The sequence below is a fragment of the Pseudomonas sp. Z1-14 genome (genome assembly GCF_051132005.1).
Lineage (GTDB): Bacteria > Pseudomonadota > Gammaproteobacteria > Pseudomonadales > Pseudomonadaceae > Aquipseudomonas.
Map to the genome: position 1 here is coordinate 4,284,409 of NZ_CP071646.1, position 20,007 is coordinate 4,304,415.

At 62.4% G+C, this 20,007-nt stretch carries 15 protein-coding genes; 2 read left to right on the plus strand and 13 right to left on the minus strand.

Translation table 11 applies throughout. From position 1 onward, the window contains the following. Nucleotides 1-1,148: 1,148 nt before the first annotated feature. The 6 genes from J3P89_RS19770 to J3P89_RS19795 all read right to left on the minus strand — a co-directional run bounded on the left by J3P89_RS19770 (nt 1,149) and on the right by J3P89_RS19795 (nt 8,238). The gene (locus J3P89_RS19770) at nt 1,149-3,587 is read right to left on the minus strand and encodes a TonB-dependent siderophore receptor (RefSeq protein ID WP_434695403.1); all 2,439 of its coding nucleotides are present in this window, start codon (nt 3,585-3,587) and stop codon (nt 1,149-1,151) included. A gap of 98 nt (nt 3,588-3,685) precedes the next feature. Further along, on the minus strand, nt 3,686-4,657 hold the full coding sequence (locus J3P89_RS19775; RefSeq protein ID WP_434695405.1) for a FecR family protein: 972 nt from the start codon (nt 4,655-4,657) through the stop codon (nt 3,686-3,688). Between the two features lie 38 nt (nt 4,658-4,695). Then, entirely contained in the window at nt 4,696-5,196 is a 501-nt protein-coding gene (locus J3P89_RS19780; RefSeq protein ID WP_434695407.1) for a sigma-70 family RNA polymerase sigma factor, read from the minus strand. A gap of 208 nt (nt 5,197-5,404) precedes the next feature. Beyond that, nucleotides 5,405-6,580 carry a hypothetical protein gene (locus J3P89_RS19785; protein WP_434624968.1) on the minus strand — a complete coding sequence of 392 codons (1,176 nt, stop codon included), beginning with the start codon at nt 6,578-6,580 and terminating at the stop codon, nt 5,405-5,407. 12 nt (nt 6,581-6,592) lie between these two features. After that, nucleotides 6,593-7,015, minus strand: a complete 423-nt coding sequence (locus tag J3P89_RS19790; protein WP_434569238.1) for an HPF/RaiA family ribosome-associated protein — start codon at nt 7,013-7,015, stop codon at nt 6,593-6,595. A gap of 65 nt (nt 7,016-7,080) precedes the next feature. Then, nucleotides 7,081-8,238: an MFS transporter gene (locus J3P89_RS19795; RefSeq protein WP_434695408.1), complete on the minus strand. Its 1,158-nt coding sequence runs from the start codon at nt 8,236-8,238 to the stop codon at nt 7,081-7,083. A gap of 98 nt (nt 8,239-8,336) precedes the next feature. On the opposite strand from J3P89_RS19795, the gene J3P89_RS19800 reads away from it, so the two are divergent. Further along, a complete protein-coding gene (locus J3P89_RS19800; protein ID WP_434695409.1) occupies nt 8,337-9,101 on the plus strand; it encodes an AraC family transcriptional regulator in 765 nt (254 codons plus the stop codon). A gap of 12 nt (nt 9,102-9,113) precedes the next feature. On the opposite strand, the gene J3P89_RS19805 is transcribed toward J3P89_RS19800, so the two are convergent. The 3 genes from J3P89_RS19805 to J3P89_RS19815 all read right to left on the minus strand — a co-directional run bounded on the left by J3P89_RS19805 (nt 9,114) and on the right by J3P89_RS19815 (nt 12,338). After that, nucleotides 9,114-9,554, minus strand: a complete 441-nt coding sequence (locus J3P89_RS19805) for a carboxymuconolactone decarboxylase family protein (protein WP_434569239.1) — start codon at nt 9,552-9,554, stop codon at nt 9,114-9,116. 257 nt (nt 9,555-9,811) lie between these two features. Next, entirely contained in the window at nt 9,812-11,254 is a 1,443-nt protein-coding gene (locus J3P89_RS19810) for a mechanosensitive ion channel domain-containing protein (protein ID WP_434673931.1), read from the minus strand. Nucleotides 11,255-11,471: 217 nt separating this feature from the next. Continuing rightward, the gene (locus J3P89_RS19815) at nt 11,472-12,338 is read right to left on the minus strand and encodes a pirin family protein (RefSeq protein ID WP_434695410.1); all 867 of its coding nucleotides are present in this window, start codon (nt 12,336-12,338) and stop codon (nt 11,472-11,474) included. A gap of 108 nt (nt 12,339-12,446) precedes the next feature. Between J3P89_RS19815 and J3P89_RS19820 the strand changes: the two genes are divergently transcribed. Continuing rightward, nucleotides 12,447-13,352 (plus strand): LysR family transcriptional regulator, encoded by a 906-nt coding sequence (locus J3P89_RS19820; protein WP_305501314.1) that lies wholly within the window; start codon nt 12,447-12,449, stop codon nt 13,350-13,352. Between the two features lie 30 nt (nt 13,353-13,382). Here J3P89_RS19820 and J3P89_RS19825 read toward each other — a convergent pair whose 3' ends face one another. From J3P89_RS19825 to J3P89_RS19840, 4 genes are all read right to left on the minus strand, one after another. Further along, on the minus strand, nt 13,383-13,997 hold the full coding sequence (locus J3P89_RS19825; RefSeq protein ID WP_305495889.1) for a response regulator transcription factor: 615 nt from the start codon (nt 13,995-13,997) through the stop codon (nt 13,383-13,385). A 133-nt stretch (nt 13,998-14,130) separates the two neighbouring features. Beyond that, nucleotides 14,131-14,535, minus strand: coding sequence for a hypothetical protein (locus J3P89_RS19830; protein WP_434695411.1), 405 nt, complete (start codon nt 14,533-14,535; stop codon nt 14,131-14,133). A gap of 171 nt (nt 14,536-14,706) precedes the next feature. Continuing rightward, entirely contained in the window at nt 14,707-18,351 is a 3,645-nt protein-coding gene (locus J3P89_RS19835; RefSeq protein WP_434695413.1) for a transporter substrate-binding domain-containing protein, read from the minus strand. Between the two features lie 264 nt (nt 18,352-18,615). After that, entirely contained in the window at nt 18,616-19,950 is a 1,335-nt protein-coding gene (locus J3P89_RS19840) for a lysine N(6)-hydroxylase/L-ornithine N(5)-oxygenase family protein (protein WP_434695414.1), read from the minus strand. Nucleotides 19,951-20,007: the final 57 nt, after the last annotated feature.

Here is a 20,007-nt window from a genome sequence, read left to right on the forward strand (position 1 = left end):
AAACGTACGCGGCGCGCCGACGTAGATACGCCCGTTGGGCGGTGGTTGCGGGAAAGTGTCAAGAGTCTAAGCCCTGCAGATTTCGCGTGGCGAGGGAGCTTGCTCCCGCTCGGCTGCGAAGCAGTCGTAACCCGGCGGACGCGGAGTACCTGATGCTCCGCGTTCGACAGGTTTTGGGGCCGCTTCGCGACCCAGCGGGAGCAAGCTCCCTCGCCACGGGATTGTATTTGAGCCTTGGGACCGCGTTTCAGGCCGCTGGGTATTTGCTCAAAACCCCACACTCGCCTGCACGAAAAACGTACGCGGCGCGCCGACGTAGATACGCCCGTTGGGCGGTGGTTGCGGGAAAGTGTCAAGAGTCTAAGCCCTGCAGATTCCCCGTGGCGAGGGAGCTTGCTCCCGCTCGGCTGCGAAGCAGTCGTAACCCGGCGAACGCGGAGTACCTGATGCTCCGCGTTCGACAGGTTTGGGGGCCGCTTCGCGACCCAGCGGGAGCAAGCTCCCTCGCCACGGGAATTAATTGAGCCTTGGGACTGAGTTTCAGGCCGCTGGGTACTTGATCAAAACCCCACACTCGCCTGCACGAAAAACGTACGCGGCGCGCCGACGTAGATACGCCCGTTGGGCGGTGGTTGCGGGAAAGTGTTAAGAGTCTAAGCCCTGCAGATTCCCCGTGGCGAGGGAGCTTGCTCCCGCTCGGCTGCGAAGCAGTCGTAACCCGGCGAACGCGGAGTACCTGATGCTCCGCGTTCGACAGGTTTTGGGGCCGCTTCGCGACCCAGCGGGAGCAAGCTCCCTCGCCACGGGATTGTATTTGAGCCTTGGGACTGTGTTTCAGGCCGCTGGGTATTTGCTCAAAACCCCACACTCGCCTGCACGAAAAACGTACGCGGTGCGCCGACGTAGACACGCCCGTTGGGCGGTGGTTGCGGGAAAGTGTCAAGAGTCTAAGCCCTGCAGATTCCCCGTGGCGAGGGAGCTTGCTCCCGCTCGGCTGCGAAGCAGTCGTAACCCGGCGAACGCGGAGTACCTGATGCTCCGCGTTCGACAGGTTTTGGGGCCGCTTCGCGACCCAGCGGGAGCAAGCTCCCTCGCCACGGGATTGTATTTGAGCCTTGGGACCGCGTTTCAGGCCGCTGGGTATTTGCTCAAAACCCCACACTCGCCTGCACGAAAAACGTACGCGGCGCGCCGACGTAGATACCCGAGTTGTTGTCGCTGGAACGCGTGTAGTACTGATGATCGAACAGGTTCTTCACCCCCGCGCCGAGTTTCAGGTTCGACAGCTGCGAGCCGAAATCATAGCCGCCCCGAACGTTCCAGAGCATATAGCCCGGCATGTCGCCGTATTGCCCATCGGCGGTGCCGTCGGTGATGTAGTTATCGCTGAAACTGCCATCGGGGTTCACGCTGTTGCCCGGTGAACGTTGCCCGGACTGGGCGAAGCCATCGAGGTTGTAAGTCCAGCGATTGACTTCGTAGCGCAGGCCCACGGTGGCAATCTGGCGCGAATAGAACGGCAGGTCACGACCCTTGAAGCTCGGGATGTCCCCTTCATAGGTGGCCCGGGTATAGGTGAAACCAGCGCTGGCGGTCAGGCCGTCGAGGCGCGGGTCCAACGCGGCCATGTCGTAGTGCACCGACGCTTCCAGCCCCTGATGCTTGGTGGCGCCCATGTTGGTCCAGCCCACATCGTTACTGATGTATTGCAACTCGTCGTCGAAGTCGATGTAGAACAGCGTCACTTCCCCGCCCCACACGTCATCGTTGTAGCGCGTACCGATCTCGTAGGTCTTGGCCTTTTCCGGGCTCAGGCCATTGGCGGTGTTGTTGCCGTCACCGCCCTGGCCGAGTTGAAAATACTGCAGGCTGCCGAACGAAGTCTCGTAGTTGGCGAACAGCTTCCAGGCGTCGGACAGGTGGTACATCACGCTCAAGGCCGGCAACGGTTCGTTGCTGTCGATGCTGCGGCGCTTTTCCTGCACCGGGCGGCCGGCGGTGTCGAGCACCGGGCGGTCGTGCCATTCGGTGCTGATGTTTTCGAAGCGGATGCCCGGAGTGATGGTCCACTTGCCCACGTCGATCTTGTCGTCGATGTAGACCGCATGGGCTTCGGTACCACCGGTCCGGTCCTGATAGACGTGACCGTCGGCGCCCGGACGCACCACCGGTTCGTTGTTGCGCAGCGCCAGGCGGCTGGCCTCCTCGTGCATGCCTTCCTTGAGGTAGCGATAACCGACGCTGGCCTCCTGGGTGGTCGGCCCGAGGTCGAACACATGGGACACACGCGGCTCGATGCCGAAGGTGTAATAGCTACGCGGGTAGGACACCAGGTTGCGCTGGTCCCGCGAGGCGATGGTGCTGCCGCGGAAGCTGTCGGAGTAATAGGTCAGCACTTCGGCCTGGGTGCGCTCGCCGATTTCGCGGATCCACTTGAACGACACGTCCTTGCGGCGGCCGCTGAAACTGTCCCAGTCGCGATCGGACTGGTACGGGTCGGCGTCGTACTGTGCCTGGGTCAGGCCGCCGGGCATGTCGGCCTCGGCGTCGTAGTAGTGGAAGTTCAGCGAGAAATCATCGACGTCGGTCGGTGCCCAGTGGGTCTTGAGAATCACGTCGTCGATGTCGTTATCGTTGTTGCTCTTGCGATATCCGTTGCCGTTGATGCCCGAATACAGCAGCGCCACGCCCAGCCCGTTATCGGCGGTACCGCCCAGGAACGCCGTGTCGATGTGCTTCCAGCCGCCGCGCTGGGAGGTCTCCAGGGTGCTGCCGATTTCCCCGGTGGCTTTTTCCGGGATAGCGCGAGTCACGAAGTTGATCACGCCGCCGACGTTCTGCGGGCCGTAGCGCACCGAGCCGGCACCGCGTACCACGTCGATGCTGTCCAGGTTGCCCGACGAAATCGGTGCCATGGACAGTTGCGGCTGGCCGTATGGCGCGAAGGCCGCCGGTACGCCGTCAATCAGGACCGTGGAGCGCGGCGACAGGCGCGAGGTCAGGCCGCGCACGCCGACGTTCAGGGCGATGTCGCTGCCACCGGTGCCGTTGGCGTCTTGCACCTGCACGCCCGGGACCCGCCGCAAGACATCGCCGACGTTCATGGCGCCCTGCTCGACCATCGCTTCGCGGCGGATCACCGTCCGCGCGCCGGCGTGGTTCTGTACCACTTCGGCGTTGGCGTCGCCAAGCCAGTCGCCGACCACCTGGATCTCGGTGGCGCCCAACTCCAGTGGGCCATCGGTAGACGCCGAAGGAGCCGGCAACACAGTCACCGAGCCGTCATCGATCTGGTATTGCAAACCGCTGCCCTTGAGCAATTGACCCAGAGCCACCTCGGGAGACAGGTTGCCCTGCACCGCCGGTGCCTGTTTGCCGGCCACCAGCTCCGCGCTGAAAAACACCTGCAATGAGGTCTGCTGGCCAAGCTGGCTCAGCGCCTGACCCAAGGGTTGCGCCTGGATGTGGATCGCCGTGACGGTCTGGTCGGCAAAAGCCTCGGGCAACGCGGCGCTGACCGCCAGGGTCAGGGCCAGCGGTAGCCAACGGGTGGAGGTACGTTTGTTGTTCTTGGCGGAAGTTTTCACGTCGAACCTTGTCCTGTCGAATCGCAAGAATACGCGTCTGTTAATGCAAACCAGTTGCAGTTGGACAAGAAGACGAAGAACTCGAAAAAAACCTGAATCTATTTCGCAATTATTTCCTGGCTGCCGTCGTCAAGTGTGCGCACGGCCACCGGCAGGATGTTCGGCAAGGCCTTGAGCAGCGCCTCGGGATTGTCCGAACGGAACACACTGGTCAGGCGCAGGTTGCCCACCGCGGCACTGGCAACCCGCAGGGGCTTGGCGCGATAACGGGAGACCTCCTCGGCGACTTCACTCAACGGCGCGTTGTTGAACACCAGCTTGCCGTTGCGCCACGCGGTGAGTTCATCGGCGTTGATCGGGTACGGTGACGCGACCTTGCCTTGAGCATCGATCCGGGTGCCCAGGCCGGCCGTGAGATTGATGGGGAAATCACGCCCTTGGACCTTGACGCTACCCTCCTCCACCGCCACCCGGGTGCTGCCGGCATCGCGGCGCACGTCGAAGCGCGTCCCGGTCACCGTCACCTGGCCGTTGCCCGCGTCAACGGTGAACGGGCGCGCGGCATCATGCTCGACTCTGAACAGCGCCTCCCCCTCGACCAGCTCTACCCGACGTTGGCGATGTTCGAAGACAACACGCACATGGCTGCGGCTGTTGAGGTCGATCAGCGAGCCATCCGGCAGCGCGACATGCCGACGCTCACCGAGGGCAGTGGCGAATTCGCTGCGGTAATCGCTCGACGCACCCAGGCCGCTGAACAACCCCAGCCCGACCGCCACCGCCACCAATCCGGCGGCCACCGCATAGCGCAGCAAAGGCCTGCGTCTCGGGCGTTCGGCGGGCCGCTCGCACAAGGCTTGCAAGCGCTCCCGGGGCAGCAGGTCCGTTGCGCTCCAGATCCCTTGCAGCAGTTGAATTTCATCGCGGTGGTTGGGGTGTTCGCCCAGCCAGGCCTCGAAACGCTGACGCTCGTCGAGGCTCATGACCGGGTCCTGCAGACGCACGAACCATTGCGCCGCCTCGTCGCGAACCCTGCTCTGCCCGCACGGGCAGTCACGGCTATCCATCATGGAAGGGTCCTGTGGCTCGGGTGGAAAAGGACGACCGCTCATTGATCCGGTCCGTCGAGGCGATCACGCAGATGGCGCAGGGTGCGGATCATATACTTTTCCACCATGTTTTTTGACAGGCCCAGGCGCTCGGCGATTTCCGCCTGGGTCAGGCCTTCGATCTTCTGCCAGACAAACACCGTGCGGCAATGGGCCGGCAGCTCGGCAAGCGCCCGTTCGATGGAGTCCGCCAGCTGGATCGCGTGCATGTAGTGCTCCGGGTCGCCCGCAAACGAATAACCAGGGTCAAGCGCCGCTTCCTCAATGGCGCCCCGTCGATCTTCACGCCGATAGCCGTCCACTGCAATATTGCGCGCTGTCTGGTGCAGATAGGCCCGTGGCTGCTCGACCCGCGCCGAATCGGACTCGAGCACGCGCACGAAGGCGTCGTGGGCCAGGTCCTCGGCCTGCTCGCGGTTGCGCAGGCGGCGGGTCCAGGTGCCGATCAACTCTTCGTAATGCTCGAAAAAGCCGGGTCTGCGAGGCAGCTTGGGAATCATCGCGGCGTGCTGTGGGGACGGGGCACGAATAGTAATCGTTCTTATTAATTGGAAGCAAACGCCGTCCGACCACCTGGGCAGAAAAAATACAACGTGGGAGCGAGCTTGCTCGCGATGGCGGTATATCAGTCAACATTTATGTTGAAGGTCAGTCCGCTATCGCGAGCAAGCTCGCTCCCACAGGGTTCGACACTGCCTCTGGGATTGCCTAGAACCGGCACACCGCCGCCGCCCCCGTATCGGTCGGCATGACATGCTCAGGCGGCACGACGATTACCTCGCCGCCCTGCCGGGTCACGGCCAGGATCAATTCGTCCAGCACGTCAGGCGCCTGTTCATCGCCGGTCTCGTCAATGATCAAGCGGCCCTTGTCTGCGTCGAGCTGGCCGGGCACCTGGCGCTCCGCCTCCACCAGCAACAGCGCAATGCGGCTTTCCCAGGCGGCCTTGGCGATCTCGGCGAGGTTGTCCAGCGCCCGTCCCTGGCCGACCGCGACACCATAACGATTGAGGCTATCGACGACCCGGTCCGAGTGGCTGTGGGCCATGACCTTGGAGCACTGGACGCGCAACTCCTCCACGCTCAACCTCGAAGGGTCCCCATCGATGCCCTGGGCCAACAACTGCGAGTTATGGCTGACCGCGCGAAACACCGCCTGGTTTTCCGGCAGGGCCACGAGGATCATCGGCAAGCCCGAAGGCTGCGAGTAATGTTCCAGGATGGCTTTGTCCACGGCGCGAAAAAACCGCTCGCGGTCGAGGTTGATTTCGTCCTGCTTACCGCCGCCGGCGGATTCATGCATCATCGGATCGCCGCGCTCACTGCTGCGGCTGAAGCCGTTGGGGAAACCCTGCTGGTCACCTGAAGTCAGTTCATCGCCGAGCGCCTCGTTCTGGTTGCGCGGCACCTCGTCGGCCAGCTCGACTTTTTCCAGTTGTTGGGAGGAGCCCTCGTACAACCACACCTCGTTACGGGTCAGGCACAGCACCTGATAACGTTCGGTCGACTGGACCAGACGCAACAATGGCTTCAGATAAGGATGGCTGTTGGCGAATGCGCATTGCGGCAGGCGCTGGTTCACCGCGATGACCTTGAAATAGTCACGGGCGCCGAACACCGCGATGCCGTCCCGATTAGAGTTCCAGAAATCCTGGTCGTCCACCAGCGCATGAAAAGGCTCAAGCAACGGCGCGCAATCGACGCCCGGATGCTGTTGTTCCAGTTGCGTCTGCAGTTCGCGCACCAGGTTCTTGTAGCGGATCGGGTCCTGGCTGCGTTCGGGGAATGTACGGTGGGTAGGCATATACAACGAAAGGCTCGGCTGTTCGTCGAACGCCAGAAGCTCGGCCAATACCTGCCGGCTGAAGGGTTGATGAGCGGTCATGATCGTCTCCTTTTATTCTTTGCCACGAGCCTCTTGGTTTGCGAGGAAATCTTCCTCCAGCATGGCGTCCACCAATTCCGGTGGCGCTTCATCCACCGGAGCGGTCACGCGCCCCATGGATTCGACGGCGGGGTTGAGCTTGCCGACCTGATGATCGAGCGCATGCAGCATTTTCTCGGCGGCGCCCTCGACCGCCAGCTCCAGGCTTTCGGCCTTGTGGCTCACGGAAATGGCGGCAACGCCTTGCAGACGCGCCTCGATCTGGCAGCGTTTATCCGCGGCGCCGCCCTTCTGGGCGTTCTCGTCGCTGACGTGGATTTCAACCCGGGCCAACTGGTCTTCGAAACGCTGTAGCGCGTCCACCACCGTACTGCCGACCCACTCCTGCAATCGGACACTGCCTTCGATATGGTTGCTGTTGACTTGAACTTGCATGATCGACTCCTCTGACAAAGGCGGCTTTGGGCCGCCTATTGTGGGTAGAAGAAAAGTGATCGGGCTTAGTTCCCGGCACGGGATGACTGGCGTTTGGCACGCAGCAACTGACGCACCGTCAAGCCCACCGCCAGCGTGCCGCAAAGGATCAAGGTCCAGCCCAGCGCCTGGAACCAGGCGGCGAGCATCAGCGCAGCGCCGATCAGCACGTAGTAGAACAGGCCGAACAGCGCGCCGGCCGTGCCCAGGCAATCCTTGTAATGTACGAGCGCCGCACCCAGGACGTTGGGGATCGCCATGCCGAACGCCAGCACCACCAGCATCATCGGTGCGACAAAGCTGCCGCTATCAAGCAGGCCTTGCACACCCGAACCGCCCACCAGCAGGACAATCGCCGCCAGGGCCGACAATTGATTGCCGTCGAATCCGCGTGCCAGCAGGCGCTTGTTGAGCCAGGCGCCCAAACCTGAACCCAACGCCAGGACCACTCCGCTGTAACCGAACATGGCGGGACTCAAGCCGAGCCGTTCGAACTGGAACGGTGCAAGGTTGTAGTAGCTGAAGAGCGCCACGTTGAACGCAGCCACCAGCCATGCCGAACGCCAGATGGCCGGGTCCACCAGCATGCGCCAGAGGGTTTTCAACAGCGGCGGTGGAGGCAGTCGGACCGGTAAGGTTTCGGGCAAGGCACACACGCACCACAGCAGCAGGATCAACGACAGCAGCAGGAGTGCGCCGAGTACGCCTTGATACCCGAAGAGCTCCACCAGGCCCGCGCCGCTGAACAGACCGATAGCCGGACTGGCCGCCAATGCGATACCGATGATCGAGAAGACCTGGCCCAGTTCGGCGCCTTGGAAGCGGTCACGCAAAACCGTTTGGGTTACCACCGAACCGACTGCGGCGCCGAACGCGGCCAAGGCCTGAAAAGCCAGCAACGCCTCAAAGCTGGAGGCGTTCAAACCGAGCACGGTCGCAGCCCCGTACAACGCGAGGCCGGCCAGCATGACGGGCCGACGGCCCGCGCGATCACAGAGGCGCCCCCATACCACCACTCCGAGAGCGAACCCCAGGAAAAACACCGAAAGCGTCTGCGCCGCCATTTGGGCGCTGACGGCAAAGGCCTGGCTGATGTCTGCCAATGCAGGGCTGTAAAGGGTCTGGGCGATCTGGGGAAACATGACCAGGGCGATCGCCAGATGAAGCAGAGGACGGGATGTCATGGAAAGTGCTCGCTGAAAGAATGGCGAGCAGTCTATAAACGCTATGACTGTCGTATTATCCAAGGCCTGACAATAAATCGCTGAAATCGGACAAACTCATGGCTTGGCTCGACGCTCACGCCCGCTTCGACCCCGATCGCCATCAAGCGCCGGTCGTTGGCATCGCCGCAACGCTGGGTCATCACGATTCTGGCTTGCACGCTCACCGGCGTGGGCAATTGCTGTTCACCTTTCAGGGCTGCACGCGCATCACCTTGCAAAGGCAGCTTTGCCTGCTGCCTCCCTCACGAGCGGCCTGGATTCCACCGGGTACGCCGCATCGCGCAGTGATGCAACAGAGCGTGGAGTATCGATCGATCTACCTGACGCCGGCTTTGTGCGCCGATCTACCTTCGCAAGTGCGCATCATCGAGGTTTCGCCACTGCTGCGCGCCGTACTTGAACCGATCGCCCACGCTGCGTTTGACAGCGACTGGATGCAGGGCCGCAACGCGCATCTGCTGGGCCTTTGCCTGGAGGAAATCCGCCAGGCTGCACCACAGCCGATGCTGCTGCCGCTGCCTCAAGACAAGCGCCTGGCGCCGCTGCTCAAGACTCTGGAACAACTGCCACCGGCGCTGGCTGTGCTGGAGCAGCAGATCGGCGCGAGTGGCCGGACCATCGGGCGAATCCTGCAACGGGAAACCGGCATGAGCTATCAGCAGTGGCGTCAGCAATGGCGCTTGATGCGTGCCATTGAACTGCTCGCCACTGGCCGCAGCCTGAGCTATTGCGCTTTCGAACTGGGCTTTGCCAGCGACAGCGCCTTTATCGCTTTCTTCAAGCTCATGACCGGTCTCACGCCCAAGAACTACCTGAGGTAAGCAGGGCTCGAATCAAACCTCGGGCATTTTCCGAAAGCCCACCGCCAGCCGATTCCAGCCGTTGATGGCGTTGATCGCCACGGTCAGGTCGACCATCTCCTTGGGCGTGAAATGCTCGCTCAGCAGCGCGTAGTCCGCGTCCGGCGCATGGGTCTCGCTCAGGCGTGTCAGCGCTTCGGTCCAGGCCAACGCGGCGCGTTCACGGCCGGTAAAGAACGGTGCTTCGCGCCAGGCGGTCACGGCATACAGGCGCCGCTCGGTCTCGCCGTCCTTGCGCGCATCAGCGGTGTGCATGTCGATGCAGAATGCGCAGCCGTTGATCTGCGAGGAACGCAGCTTGACCAACTCCAGCAGGGACTTTTCCAGGCCCAGTTTCGACACCGTGTTTTCCAGCGTCAGCATGGCTTTGTAGGCGTCGGGGGAAGCGGTGTAGAAATCGATACGCGGTTGCATGGTGAACTCCTGGAACAATGGGGTGTGGCGCTACGTTAGCCCTGCCCTGGCGCTGGACAAATAGCCAATTGTTGGGAAGTTCGGGTGGCCAATGGTCCGGAAATCAAAGAATGCCTTCGTGGCGAGGGAGCTTGCTCCCGCTCGGCTGCGCAGCAGTCGTAAACCGGCTGGCACGGTTTACCCGCTGCACCGAGGTGTCTGGTTTTGGGGCCGCTGCGCAGCCCAGCGGGAGCAAGCTCCCTCGCCACAGGTACTACTCAGGCCCGACTGCGCAACCACTGCAAAAAACGCTTCTTGGCCACCGGCTTGGGCACGTCGCGAGTCAGGTTCTGGGCCAGGTGCATGCGCACGTCCAGCAGGTTCTTCATCGCGTCGTTGATATCGCGACGGGCTTCGAGGCAGGGCTTGAGGTAGCTGTTCTCGATGCGATACAGGGTGCAGAAGGTCTTGGCGGAGAAGTTCGCCAGTGCGGCTTGTTCGGCGACAATTCCGGCTTCGCCGATGACTTCCCCCGGTCCCATGCGCCCGCCCTCCAGCGGCTGGCCGTTACGCATGAGCGTCACGCTGACCACCCCGGACTCGATGATGAACAGATGATCGCTGACCTCCCCGGCCGCCAGGATCACGTCGCCGGCGCGGAAGGTTTGCAGGGTCATGTTCTGGCTGAAAGTGTCTTTTTCATCCTGGCGCAAGGTCGAGAAAATGTTCGAGCTCTCCAGCAATGCCCGGGGCCGGGACACCACCGCGGGCGCCGCACTTTCACTGGTGGACAGCAGGCTCACGCCGGACGCCTGCAAATGCCGGAATGCCAGGTCGAACAACTGGTTGCGCACCCCGCGCTTCTGGCCCATCGAGGCAACGAACCCACTGATCTCGTATTCCGCCCCGCCACTGCCAGTGCTTTTCAGCGCCACGCAGGGCTCCGGGCTGGGCAGCAACGCACGGCAGCCGACCATCGCCCGCTCCAGTGCGTCGATTACCGTTTGCGGCCGTGCGTGAGGGCTCACCTGGATGCTGATCGACAAGCCATGGACATCGCTGGGTCGGCTGAAATTGATGATCTTGGCCTTTGCCGCCAGCGAGTTGGGGATCACCGCCATGCTCCCTTGGGAGGTCTGCAGCCGTGTAGCCCGCCAATCGATGTCGGTGACCCGGCCTTCGGTGCCGTCGATGGAAATCCAGTCATCGACCTGATAGGGCTTGGTGGTATTGAGCACGATGCCGGAGAAAACATCGCTGAGGGTGCTCTGCAACGCCAGGCCGACGATGATTGCCATCGCGCCGGACGTCGCCAGCACGCCTTTGACCGGCAGGTCGAGCACGTAAGCCAACGCGGCGATCACCGCGACCAGGAAAATCACCGCACCGAGCAGGTCCTGCAATAGCCGCCCGGTATGGCCGACCCGTTGCATCATCACCGCACCGATCATCACCGTCAGGGTGCGCGCGGCGAACAACCACCAGCCGATCTGCAAGCCGGTCGCCGCGAGGTGCCGGGGCACGTCGTCGACCCACTGGGCTTTTTCCATGGGATTGAGGCCTTCGTTGAACAGCAGCACGCTGAACAACGAAAAGATCAGCAGCCGTACACCGATTTTCCAGTAGGTCCGGTCGGCGCTGACAAGCCGCCACAACACCAGATCGAGCACAAGCAGTGCCAGGGCACAGAGCAGCGGGTGGTCGGTGAACAGAGACAGCATCGGGACAGCTCCAGGAAGGCCATTGGCGAAGATTGGCACAGAATGAACACGCTGTAGAGGTCACCCCACGACAAATCCCAGGCACGCCCCAGCCCCCTGTGGGAGCGAGCCTGCTCGCGAAGAGGCCGGCCCCTTCAACATCCTTTTTCGCCTGAGATACCGCTATCGCGAGCAAGCTCGCTCCCACAGGTGAGGTCTACAGGGCTATGCGACCACTTCAGCCCTGCATCCGGCCGAAGCGCCCGGAATGGAAATCCTCGAAGGCCTGGAGGATTTCCTGCTGGCTGTTCATCACGAACGGGCCATGGCCGACGATGGGTTCATCGATGGGCTCGCCACTGAGCAACAGGACCACCGCGTCATGGTCGGCTTGCAGGCTCAATTGGTCGCCGGCCCGTTCGAACAGGGCCAGTTGCCCTTGCTCGACGCGTTCACGGCCGTTGACCTGGACGGTACCGCGAAGCACCACCAGTGCGCTGTTGTAACCGTCATGCACGGCCACGGTCAGGTGCTTCCCGGCGTTCAGGCGGATGTCCCAGACGTCGATCGGGGTAAAGGTTTTCGCCGGGCCTTGATGCCCTTCGAAGGACCCGGCAATCAGGCGCAAGCTACCGGCTCCGTCCTTCAGCGCGATCTGTGGGATGTCGCCCTTGAGAATGGTCTGGTAGCCGGCCGGCGCCATCTTGTCCTTGGCGGGCAAGTTGACCCACAGCTGGACCATTTCCATGAACCCGCCCTGCCGGGCGAAGGCTTCGGAGTGGAACTCTTCGTGAACGATGCCGGATGCAGCGGTCATCCATTGCACGTCGCCGGGGCCGATCTTGCCGCCGCTGCCAGTCGAATCACGATGTTCCAGTTCGCCCTGGTAGACGATGGTCACGGTTTCGAAACCACGATGAGGGTGCTGGCCTACGCCGCGTCGCTCGGTGGTCGGTGCGAATTCGCTGGGGGCCGCATGATCGAGCAGCAGGAACGGGCTGACATGTTTGCCCAGATTATCGTAGGAAAACAGCGTGCGAACCGGAAAGCCGTCGCCGACCCAATGAGGCCGCGGACTGGTATAGACGCCGGTGATGTTTTTCATGCTGAGTCTCCGATCGGGTGTTGCCATTCGATGGAACAGCTTAAAACCGCGCCCCTTGATGCGCTAGACTGCAAAAATCGGCCGTAGCGTTCCATCAGGAGAACGATCATCGAAGACCTCAACACCCTGTACTACTTCACCCAAGTGGTCGAACACGGCGGCTTCGCCCCCGCTGGCCGGGCGCTGGACATGCCCAAGTCCAAGCTCAGCCGGCGTATCGCCCAGTTGGAGGAGCGCCTGGGCGTCAGGCTGATCCATCGCACCAGCCGGCATTGTTCGTTGACGGAAATCGGCCAGGCCTATTACCAGCGCTGCCTGGCCATGCGGGTCGAGGCTGAAAGCGCCGCCGAAGTGATCGAACGCAACCGCTCGGAACCCCAGGGACTGGTGCGCATCAGTTGCCCGACGGCGCTGCTCAACAGCTGGGTCGGACCGATGCTGACCCGCTACATGGTCAAGTACCCGCGGGTGGAGCTGTTCATCGAGAGCACCAACCGCCGCGTCGACCTGCTCCACGAAGGGTTCGATATCGCGTTGCGGGTCCGTTTCCCCCCGCTGGAAAACACTGACATGGTCATGAAGGTGCTGAGCAACAGCACCCAGTGCCTGGTGGGGAGCCCGGTCTATCGTGAAGGCCTGTCGTCCCCCGCCTCGCCGGCGGACCTCAATGGCCTGCCCAGCGTCCACTGGGGTTCGGCGCAACGTGAATACCAATGGGAGCTGTTCGGCCCGGACGGCACCCGCGCGCTGATCCGCCACGCACCGCGCATGGTCACCGACGACCTGCTGGCCTTGCGTCATGCGGTGCTGGCGGGCATCGGCATCGCTCACCTGCCCACGGTCGTGGTACGCGAAGACCTGGCCGCCGGACGCCTGGTGGAACTGGTGCCGGGCTGGACACCGAAATGCGGGATCGTCCATGCGATATTCGCCTCACGCCGTGGCTTGCTGCCCTCGGTGCGCACCCTGATCGACTTCCTCGCCGAGGAGTTCAGCCAGAGCGACATGGCCTAGCGCATGCGGCAAGGCGCTCCCCACGGTGCCCTACAAGTGATTGCGCTTGGCGAAATCCGACAGGCCCACCAGGGTTTTCAAGCCAAGCTTCTCCAGCAGGCGGGTCTTGTAGGTGCTGACCGTCTTGGGGCTCAGGAACAAAGCTTCGGCGACGTCCTTGCCGCGCATGCCCATGGCCAGCATCCGCAGGATTGACAACTCGCGGATCGAGAGACTCTCCAGCGCCTGCTGTTCGGTGCGCTGCTGGAAATCCAGGCGAACGGACATCTGTGGGAAATAGGAATAACCGGACTTCAATGCATGAATGGCCTTGGTCAATTCCTTCAGGTCGCTTTTCTTGGTGACAAACCCTCGGGCCCCCGCCGAGATACAGCGATTGCAGAAATGCTGGGCATCCTGGGAGGTAAACACCAGCACCCCGCATGACGGGAACTCGGCCATGATCCAGCTCAACAGTTCAAGGCCGTCGAAACCGTTCATTACCAGGTCCAGGATCACCAGGTCGGGTATGCCTTCCTTGATCAAGGCCCTGGCTTGCGCCACGCTGCTGGCATCGCGGACCTGCGCAGCCCCTTCATTCTGGCAAATGAGCCGCAACGCTCCTCGAATGACAGGGTGGTCGTCCACGATCAACACGTCTTTCACGGCAACTCCCTGGGTAATTACAAATGACATTGGTGCCAGACGGCATCGAACTCTTGCACAAGCGGTGGGCAGGATTCACCTGTCAGATCTGACAGGTGCGACCAGTGGTCGTTGGCCCGGCGAAACCATCTCGTCACAAGCGCGCCCGCTCGCTGATACGCGCTCCCTCGACACGAGCCATCAAGCAGGCCAGTGCAACAGGATCGGGCAACGCGGCCTGGCTCAGTTGCACGTGAGACCGGCGCCCGCCTACCCGCGGCGACACGCCAGCCTGCGGCATGTTGTAGATCAACCCGTGAAGCACCTGGGGGTTGTCGACCAGGAAATCGGCTAACTCCACTCCGCCACTTGCCAGTCGGGCATTGGCGACGATCACGTCGAACGGCTCGCTGCCATACTCCACCAGCAGCAACAATTCCTCCATGTCGTTCACCGGCGCAATCCGGAAATAACCTTGCTGGTTGAACAGGCGCTCAAGCTTCATTCGATGAAAATGCTCTGAATCGGCGATCATGATACGTAATGCTTTGTTCGGCATGACGGGCATCCAATGGCAACGCGACGGGTACGGCGGCCCATGAACGTCAGGAGGCGTCAGGCTAGAGAAAGCTTCCAAACGACGCTGTAGGAAAAATCTTAAAAACCGGGTAAATGGCGCCCATGGCGCCGTCCTGCGATCGATATCCCCTCATGTCGGTCAGCAACCACTTCAACCTGGCCAGAGCGACGAAGCACGCAGCCGCCCGGTCAAATGTTCGAGCGCCTGCTGCAAGTCGCCCACCGCATCGGCCAACGACGACGTATCCCGGGCCCTGCAAGCGTCTTCCAAGGCATCGCACGCGCTAACCAGACCTTGCGCCCTGACCATCCGCGCCCCGCCCTTGATCCGATGCGCCAGGTCGGCGAGTCCGGGCAGATCATGCCGGGCGGACAAGTGCAGCAATTGCGCGGTGTCTTCGGTATTGCAGGTGACCAGTTCGCTGATCAGGCTGTTCAGCGCCTCCGTATCGCCGCCGGTCAACTGCGCCAGGCCGTCCAGGTCGAAATCATCCGCGGGCGCCTCGGCCTCCGTTCCAGGAAACCCTGCGGCCGGTTCCGGAAAAACCTGCGCCAGGCGCGCACCGAGGACTTCGAGCCCGATGGGCTTGAACAGGCAATCATTCATTCCCGCGTCGATGCAACGCTGCTTTTCTTCTGGCTGGGCATTGGCGGTGAACCCGAGTATCAATATCGGCGACAGGCCTCGCGCGTGCTCCTCTTCACGAATGGCTCGGGTCAATGCGTAGCCATCCATCAAAGGCATGTTGCAGTCGGTAATGATCATGTCGAAATGCCCGGCGCGCCACGCTTGCAGGCCTTGCACACCCTCCGCAGCCTCCTCCACGCGGTGGCCCAGGTAACTCAGTTGCTGGCACAGCAACAGGCGATTGGCCGGATAGTCATCGACCACCAGGATAGCCAGCGCCCGCATCGGCAACGGCGTCTTGCCCCCGGCAAGTGGGGCCTGGAGCAAGGCGTCGAGCAGCGGCAGATCCAGCCGGATCTCGACCTGCGTGCCCTCCCCCGGCAGGCTGCTCATCGTCAGGGTGCCGCCCATCATTTCGCACAAGGTCCGGCTGATGACCAACCCCAGCCCGGAACCGCCGCGGGTCGACTCGCGGTTGTCGCCGACCTGGGTGAACGGCTGGAACAGCCGCTGCTGGTCTTCAAGGGAAATCCCGCTGCCGGTGTCTTCCACCCGCAAGCGAACAGCGAGTCGCTCGTCTTCGCTGCCGGGGACGACCTCGGCGATCAAGCGCACCAAGCCCTGATCGGTGAACTTGATCGCGTTGCTGAGCAGGTTCGACAGCACCTGCTTGAAGTGCAACGGATCGATCAGCACGTCGCGGTCGAGCTCATCATCCAGGGCCAGCTGCAGGCCCAGGTGTTTCTGCCGGGCCAGGCCTTCGAAAACCCGCGCCACCGACTCGACCAGCTCCCGCAGGTTGGCGCGCTCCGGCGCCAGCGACATCCGCCCGGACTCGATACGGGCAACATCGAGGATGTCGCCGATCAGCGCCAGCAAGCCATGGGCGGCGCCCGAAGCGACCTCGATGGCCGCCCGATCGACAATGCCTTCTTCGGCCTTTTTCAGCGCCAGTTCGAGCATGCCGATCACCGCGTTCATCGGCGTGCGGATCTCGTGGCTCATCGTCGCCAGGAACGTGGTCTTGGCCCGGTTGGCGTCATCAGAACCGTCCTTGGCAATGCGCAATTGTTCGAGCAGGTGCTGGCGTTCGCTGACGTCGATCCAGCCGCCGATCATGCCGCTGACCGCGCCGTCGCTGCCGCGATACGGCAGCATCCATTGATAGATGGTCAGCACCTCGCCGCTGGCCACAGTCAGGCGGCGGTCCTGGACCCGTGGCAAGCCCTCCTCCATGACCCTTAGATAGTCATGGTGGTAGAGCCGCGCTTCTACCGGATCCCCCGGCGCGCTTTCGAGCAGGGTCTTGCCGACAACGCTCTGCCGTTCGGCACCGAATACCTCCAGGTAGCCGCTGTTGCACAACACCAGCCGCGCCTCGCGATCACGGACATAGATCGGATGCGGCGTGCCGTCGATCAATACCCGCATGAATTCCAGTTGGTCGTTGAGGGCGACTTCGGCCTGCCGACGCTTGCGTATCAGATGGCGCAGATAGCCGATCCAGCCCAGCGCCAGGAGCAACAGCAGTGCAGCGATGGCGAAGCCTTGGAGAACGGTGGCGCGGTGGCGCAGCCAATAATTGTCTTCCACAACGATTTCCGTACGCCAGCGGTTGGTCAGTTCGTCCATTTCCTCAGGTGCAACGCTGAGCAGCGCCTTGTCCAGGATCGAATGCAGCTGCGGCGCGTCCCGGCGGGTGCCCAAGGCGATCAGCGCCGGCTCGGTGCCGACGGTGCAGGTGATCCGCAGCGTGTCGCGGTACTGACGGGAGATCATGTAGCTGGCACTGAGCAGCGGGCTGATCGCCGCGTCCACCGCGCCGGAAGCCACCATGGCCAGGGCATCGGCGGCGTTTTGCGCCGGCACCAGTTGGACCTCGGGAAAGTGCTGCAGCAGGTAACCGCGCAGCCCATTTCCGCGCACCAGCGCCAGACGCTTGCCGGCCATCTGCTCCGGCGTGACGGGGGCCTGGGTATCCAGGGCGGCCACGAGCACGTAGGGATTGCTCAAATAGGGTCGGGTGGAACTCAGCTCATCGGCGTAGTCGGAACCCGGCGGGAACGCCGCCACGACGTCGGCCTCGCCGGCCTTGACCTGCGCGATCAGATCCTCAAGCGACTCACCGTGCCGGATATCGAATTTCAGCCCGGTGCGCAGGCTGATTTTCGCCAGCACATCGGCACTGATGCCGCGAAAGTGCCCCTGCTGGTCAATGAACGTGAGCGGCATGAAATGATCATTGATCACCACCTTGATTCGCGGATGCGTGTCCAGCCAGCGTTGTTCGTTGACGCTGAAATGCAGCCGTTGGTGGCCGGGCATGCTTGCGCCACCAGCGCTCCAGCGGCGCAGGATCGCCATGCGCTCGGTGCCGGGAATGGCTTGCAAGGCGCTGTTGATGATCCGCAGCAGGCGCGTGTTGTCACGCGCCAGGGCAAACGCGAACGGCTGCACTTCCAAGCGTGAAAAATCGGCCAACTGGACGTTGTTCAGGTAGTTCTTGGTGATCAGGTAATGGGCACTGATCGCGTCCCCCAGATAGACGTCGGCCTGGCCGAAAGCCACGGCACCGATGGCGCTCAGCGTCGACGGGTACAGCTGCAGCGAAGCCTTGGGGTAAAAAGCCTTGACCACTTCAGGGGGCAGATAGTGATAAAGCATCGCCACCCGCTTGCCCGCCAGGTCCGGCGCGAGCTTGCGATTGTCACCGGCACGGGTCACCAGGGTCGGCTGGTCATCGGCGTAGGCCTGGGACATCGCCAGTTCCGGATCGCCAGCCTCGAAGCCATTGGCGCTGCCGAGCATGTCGATTGCACCGCCGCGCAGGGCCTGCAGCGCCTCGGCCCGCGACGGGTACCGGCGCACCTGCACATCGACCTGCAACAACTGACCGAGCAACCCGGCGTAATCGGCGGTCAGGCCTTCGTATTCATGGCCATTGCCGGTGATACCGAACGGCGCATAATCCGGCGCCGAGGCGCCCAGCAGCAACGAACCCTTGTCGCGCAGCCAGGCCCGGTCGGCTGCGTCCAGCGACACCGAATAACCGCTCACGGTGGAACGCCCAAGCACCTGCAGTAACTCGGGCGCAGCGACGACCTGCGGTGCCATGCTCAATAAACCCAGCCACAACGCCGCCAGGCTCATGCGTGAAAACACAATCATCGGATCAGAGGGTTTCGCCTGGCGTTGGCAGAGTTGGCGCGAAAGCGCCACCGAACCTGGGTGAAAATAAGGTTCTGCCTGCCAAAGCAAGGGAACAGCGAACCGTCAGCGTGCCTGTCGAAAATACAGCAAGCGTGACTGGAGTGTAGGAAGTTTCTGAGGAATTTCCTGATGTGTTATCGAGAAATAACATTTCTCAGGCGCAGACGGTGATCCGTGGTATTGCGCCCAAGCGCAGCCCGGGATCGCCGCCTGCGGCAGACCTTAAGCCGTGGCCAGCAATTGTCCCCGTACCGATTGGCACAGGCCGCGTTCCTTGCCGTGCTCATAGAGCGAGCCGGCGATTTCGTCGGCGCGCACCGGCAGGATCGACAGCAAGGTGTCGCTCAAACCATGGCTGGCCTGACAAAAGCCCTGCATGTAGATGGCGGCCTTGCAGCGCTCGTCGGTGATCAGCTTGTAGTTGCGATCCACCTCGAAATCGCCGAGGTATTGCGCCAGCGGTTCGAGCAAGGTGCGGTGCATCTGGCGCTCGTAACCGGTGGCGAGCACCACGGCGTCATAGCGCCGCATTGTCAGCTCGCCGGTGGCGTTGTTACGCATGGCCAACTCCACGCCATTCTCCGTGGCCGTGGCTTTTTCGATCGTGGTCAGGGTACGGAAGGCGTGACGGGCGATGCCCGAGACTTTCTGGCGATAGAAAATCCCGTAGATGCGTTCGATGAGGTCGATGTCGACCACCGAATAATTGGTGTTGTGGTATTCATTGACCAGCCGCTCGCGCTCGCTGTGGGGTTGCTGGAACACCAGGTCGGTGAACTCCGGCGAAAACACTTCGTTGACGAACGGGCTGTCGTCGGCCGGCTTGAGGGCCGAGCCGCGCAGAATCATGTCGACCTGCGCCGATGGGAAGCTGTCGTTGAGGTCGATGAAGGCTTCGGCTGCGCTCTGGCCGCCGCCGATGATCGCGATTTTCATTGGCTGGCCGCTCACGCACGGTTGGGTTGCCATGCGCTCCAGATACTGCGAGTGATGGAACACCCGCGCATCTTCCCTGAACCCTTTGAACGCCTCGGGAATGCGCGGCGTGCCGCCAGCGCTGACCACCACCGAACGCGTGGTGCGCACACACTCCTCGCCCCGTCCGTTGCGAGAAATCACCCGCAGCGCTTCAACCTGCTGGTTGTGCAGCACCGGCTCGATGCGCAGCACCTCTTCGCCGTAGCGGCTCTGGCCGGCGAACTGCGCCGCCACCCAGCGCAGGTAGTCGTTGTACTCCATGCGACACGGGTAGAAGGTGCCGAGGTTGATGAAATCCACCAGGCGGCCATGGTGCTTGAGGTAATTGACGAACGAGTACGGGCTGGTCGGGTTGCGCAGGGTCACCAGATCCTTGAGGAAGGAAATCTGCAATTCGCTCTGGGTCACCAGGGTATTGCCGTGCCAGCGGTAGTCAGCCTGTTTGTCGAGGAACAACACATCCAGTTCGCCCTGGACCGGGCCACGTTCCTGAAGCGCGATGGCCAGCGCCAGGTTCGAAGGGCCGAAGCCGATGCCGATCAAATCGTGAACGGTGGGCGCTGCAATTGCCTGTGTCATGTCCAGTGTCCTCTGGAGAAGCCCCTCAACAGGGCGCGAAAGCCTGGGTGACTTGAG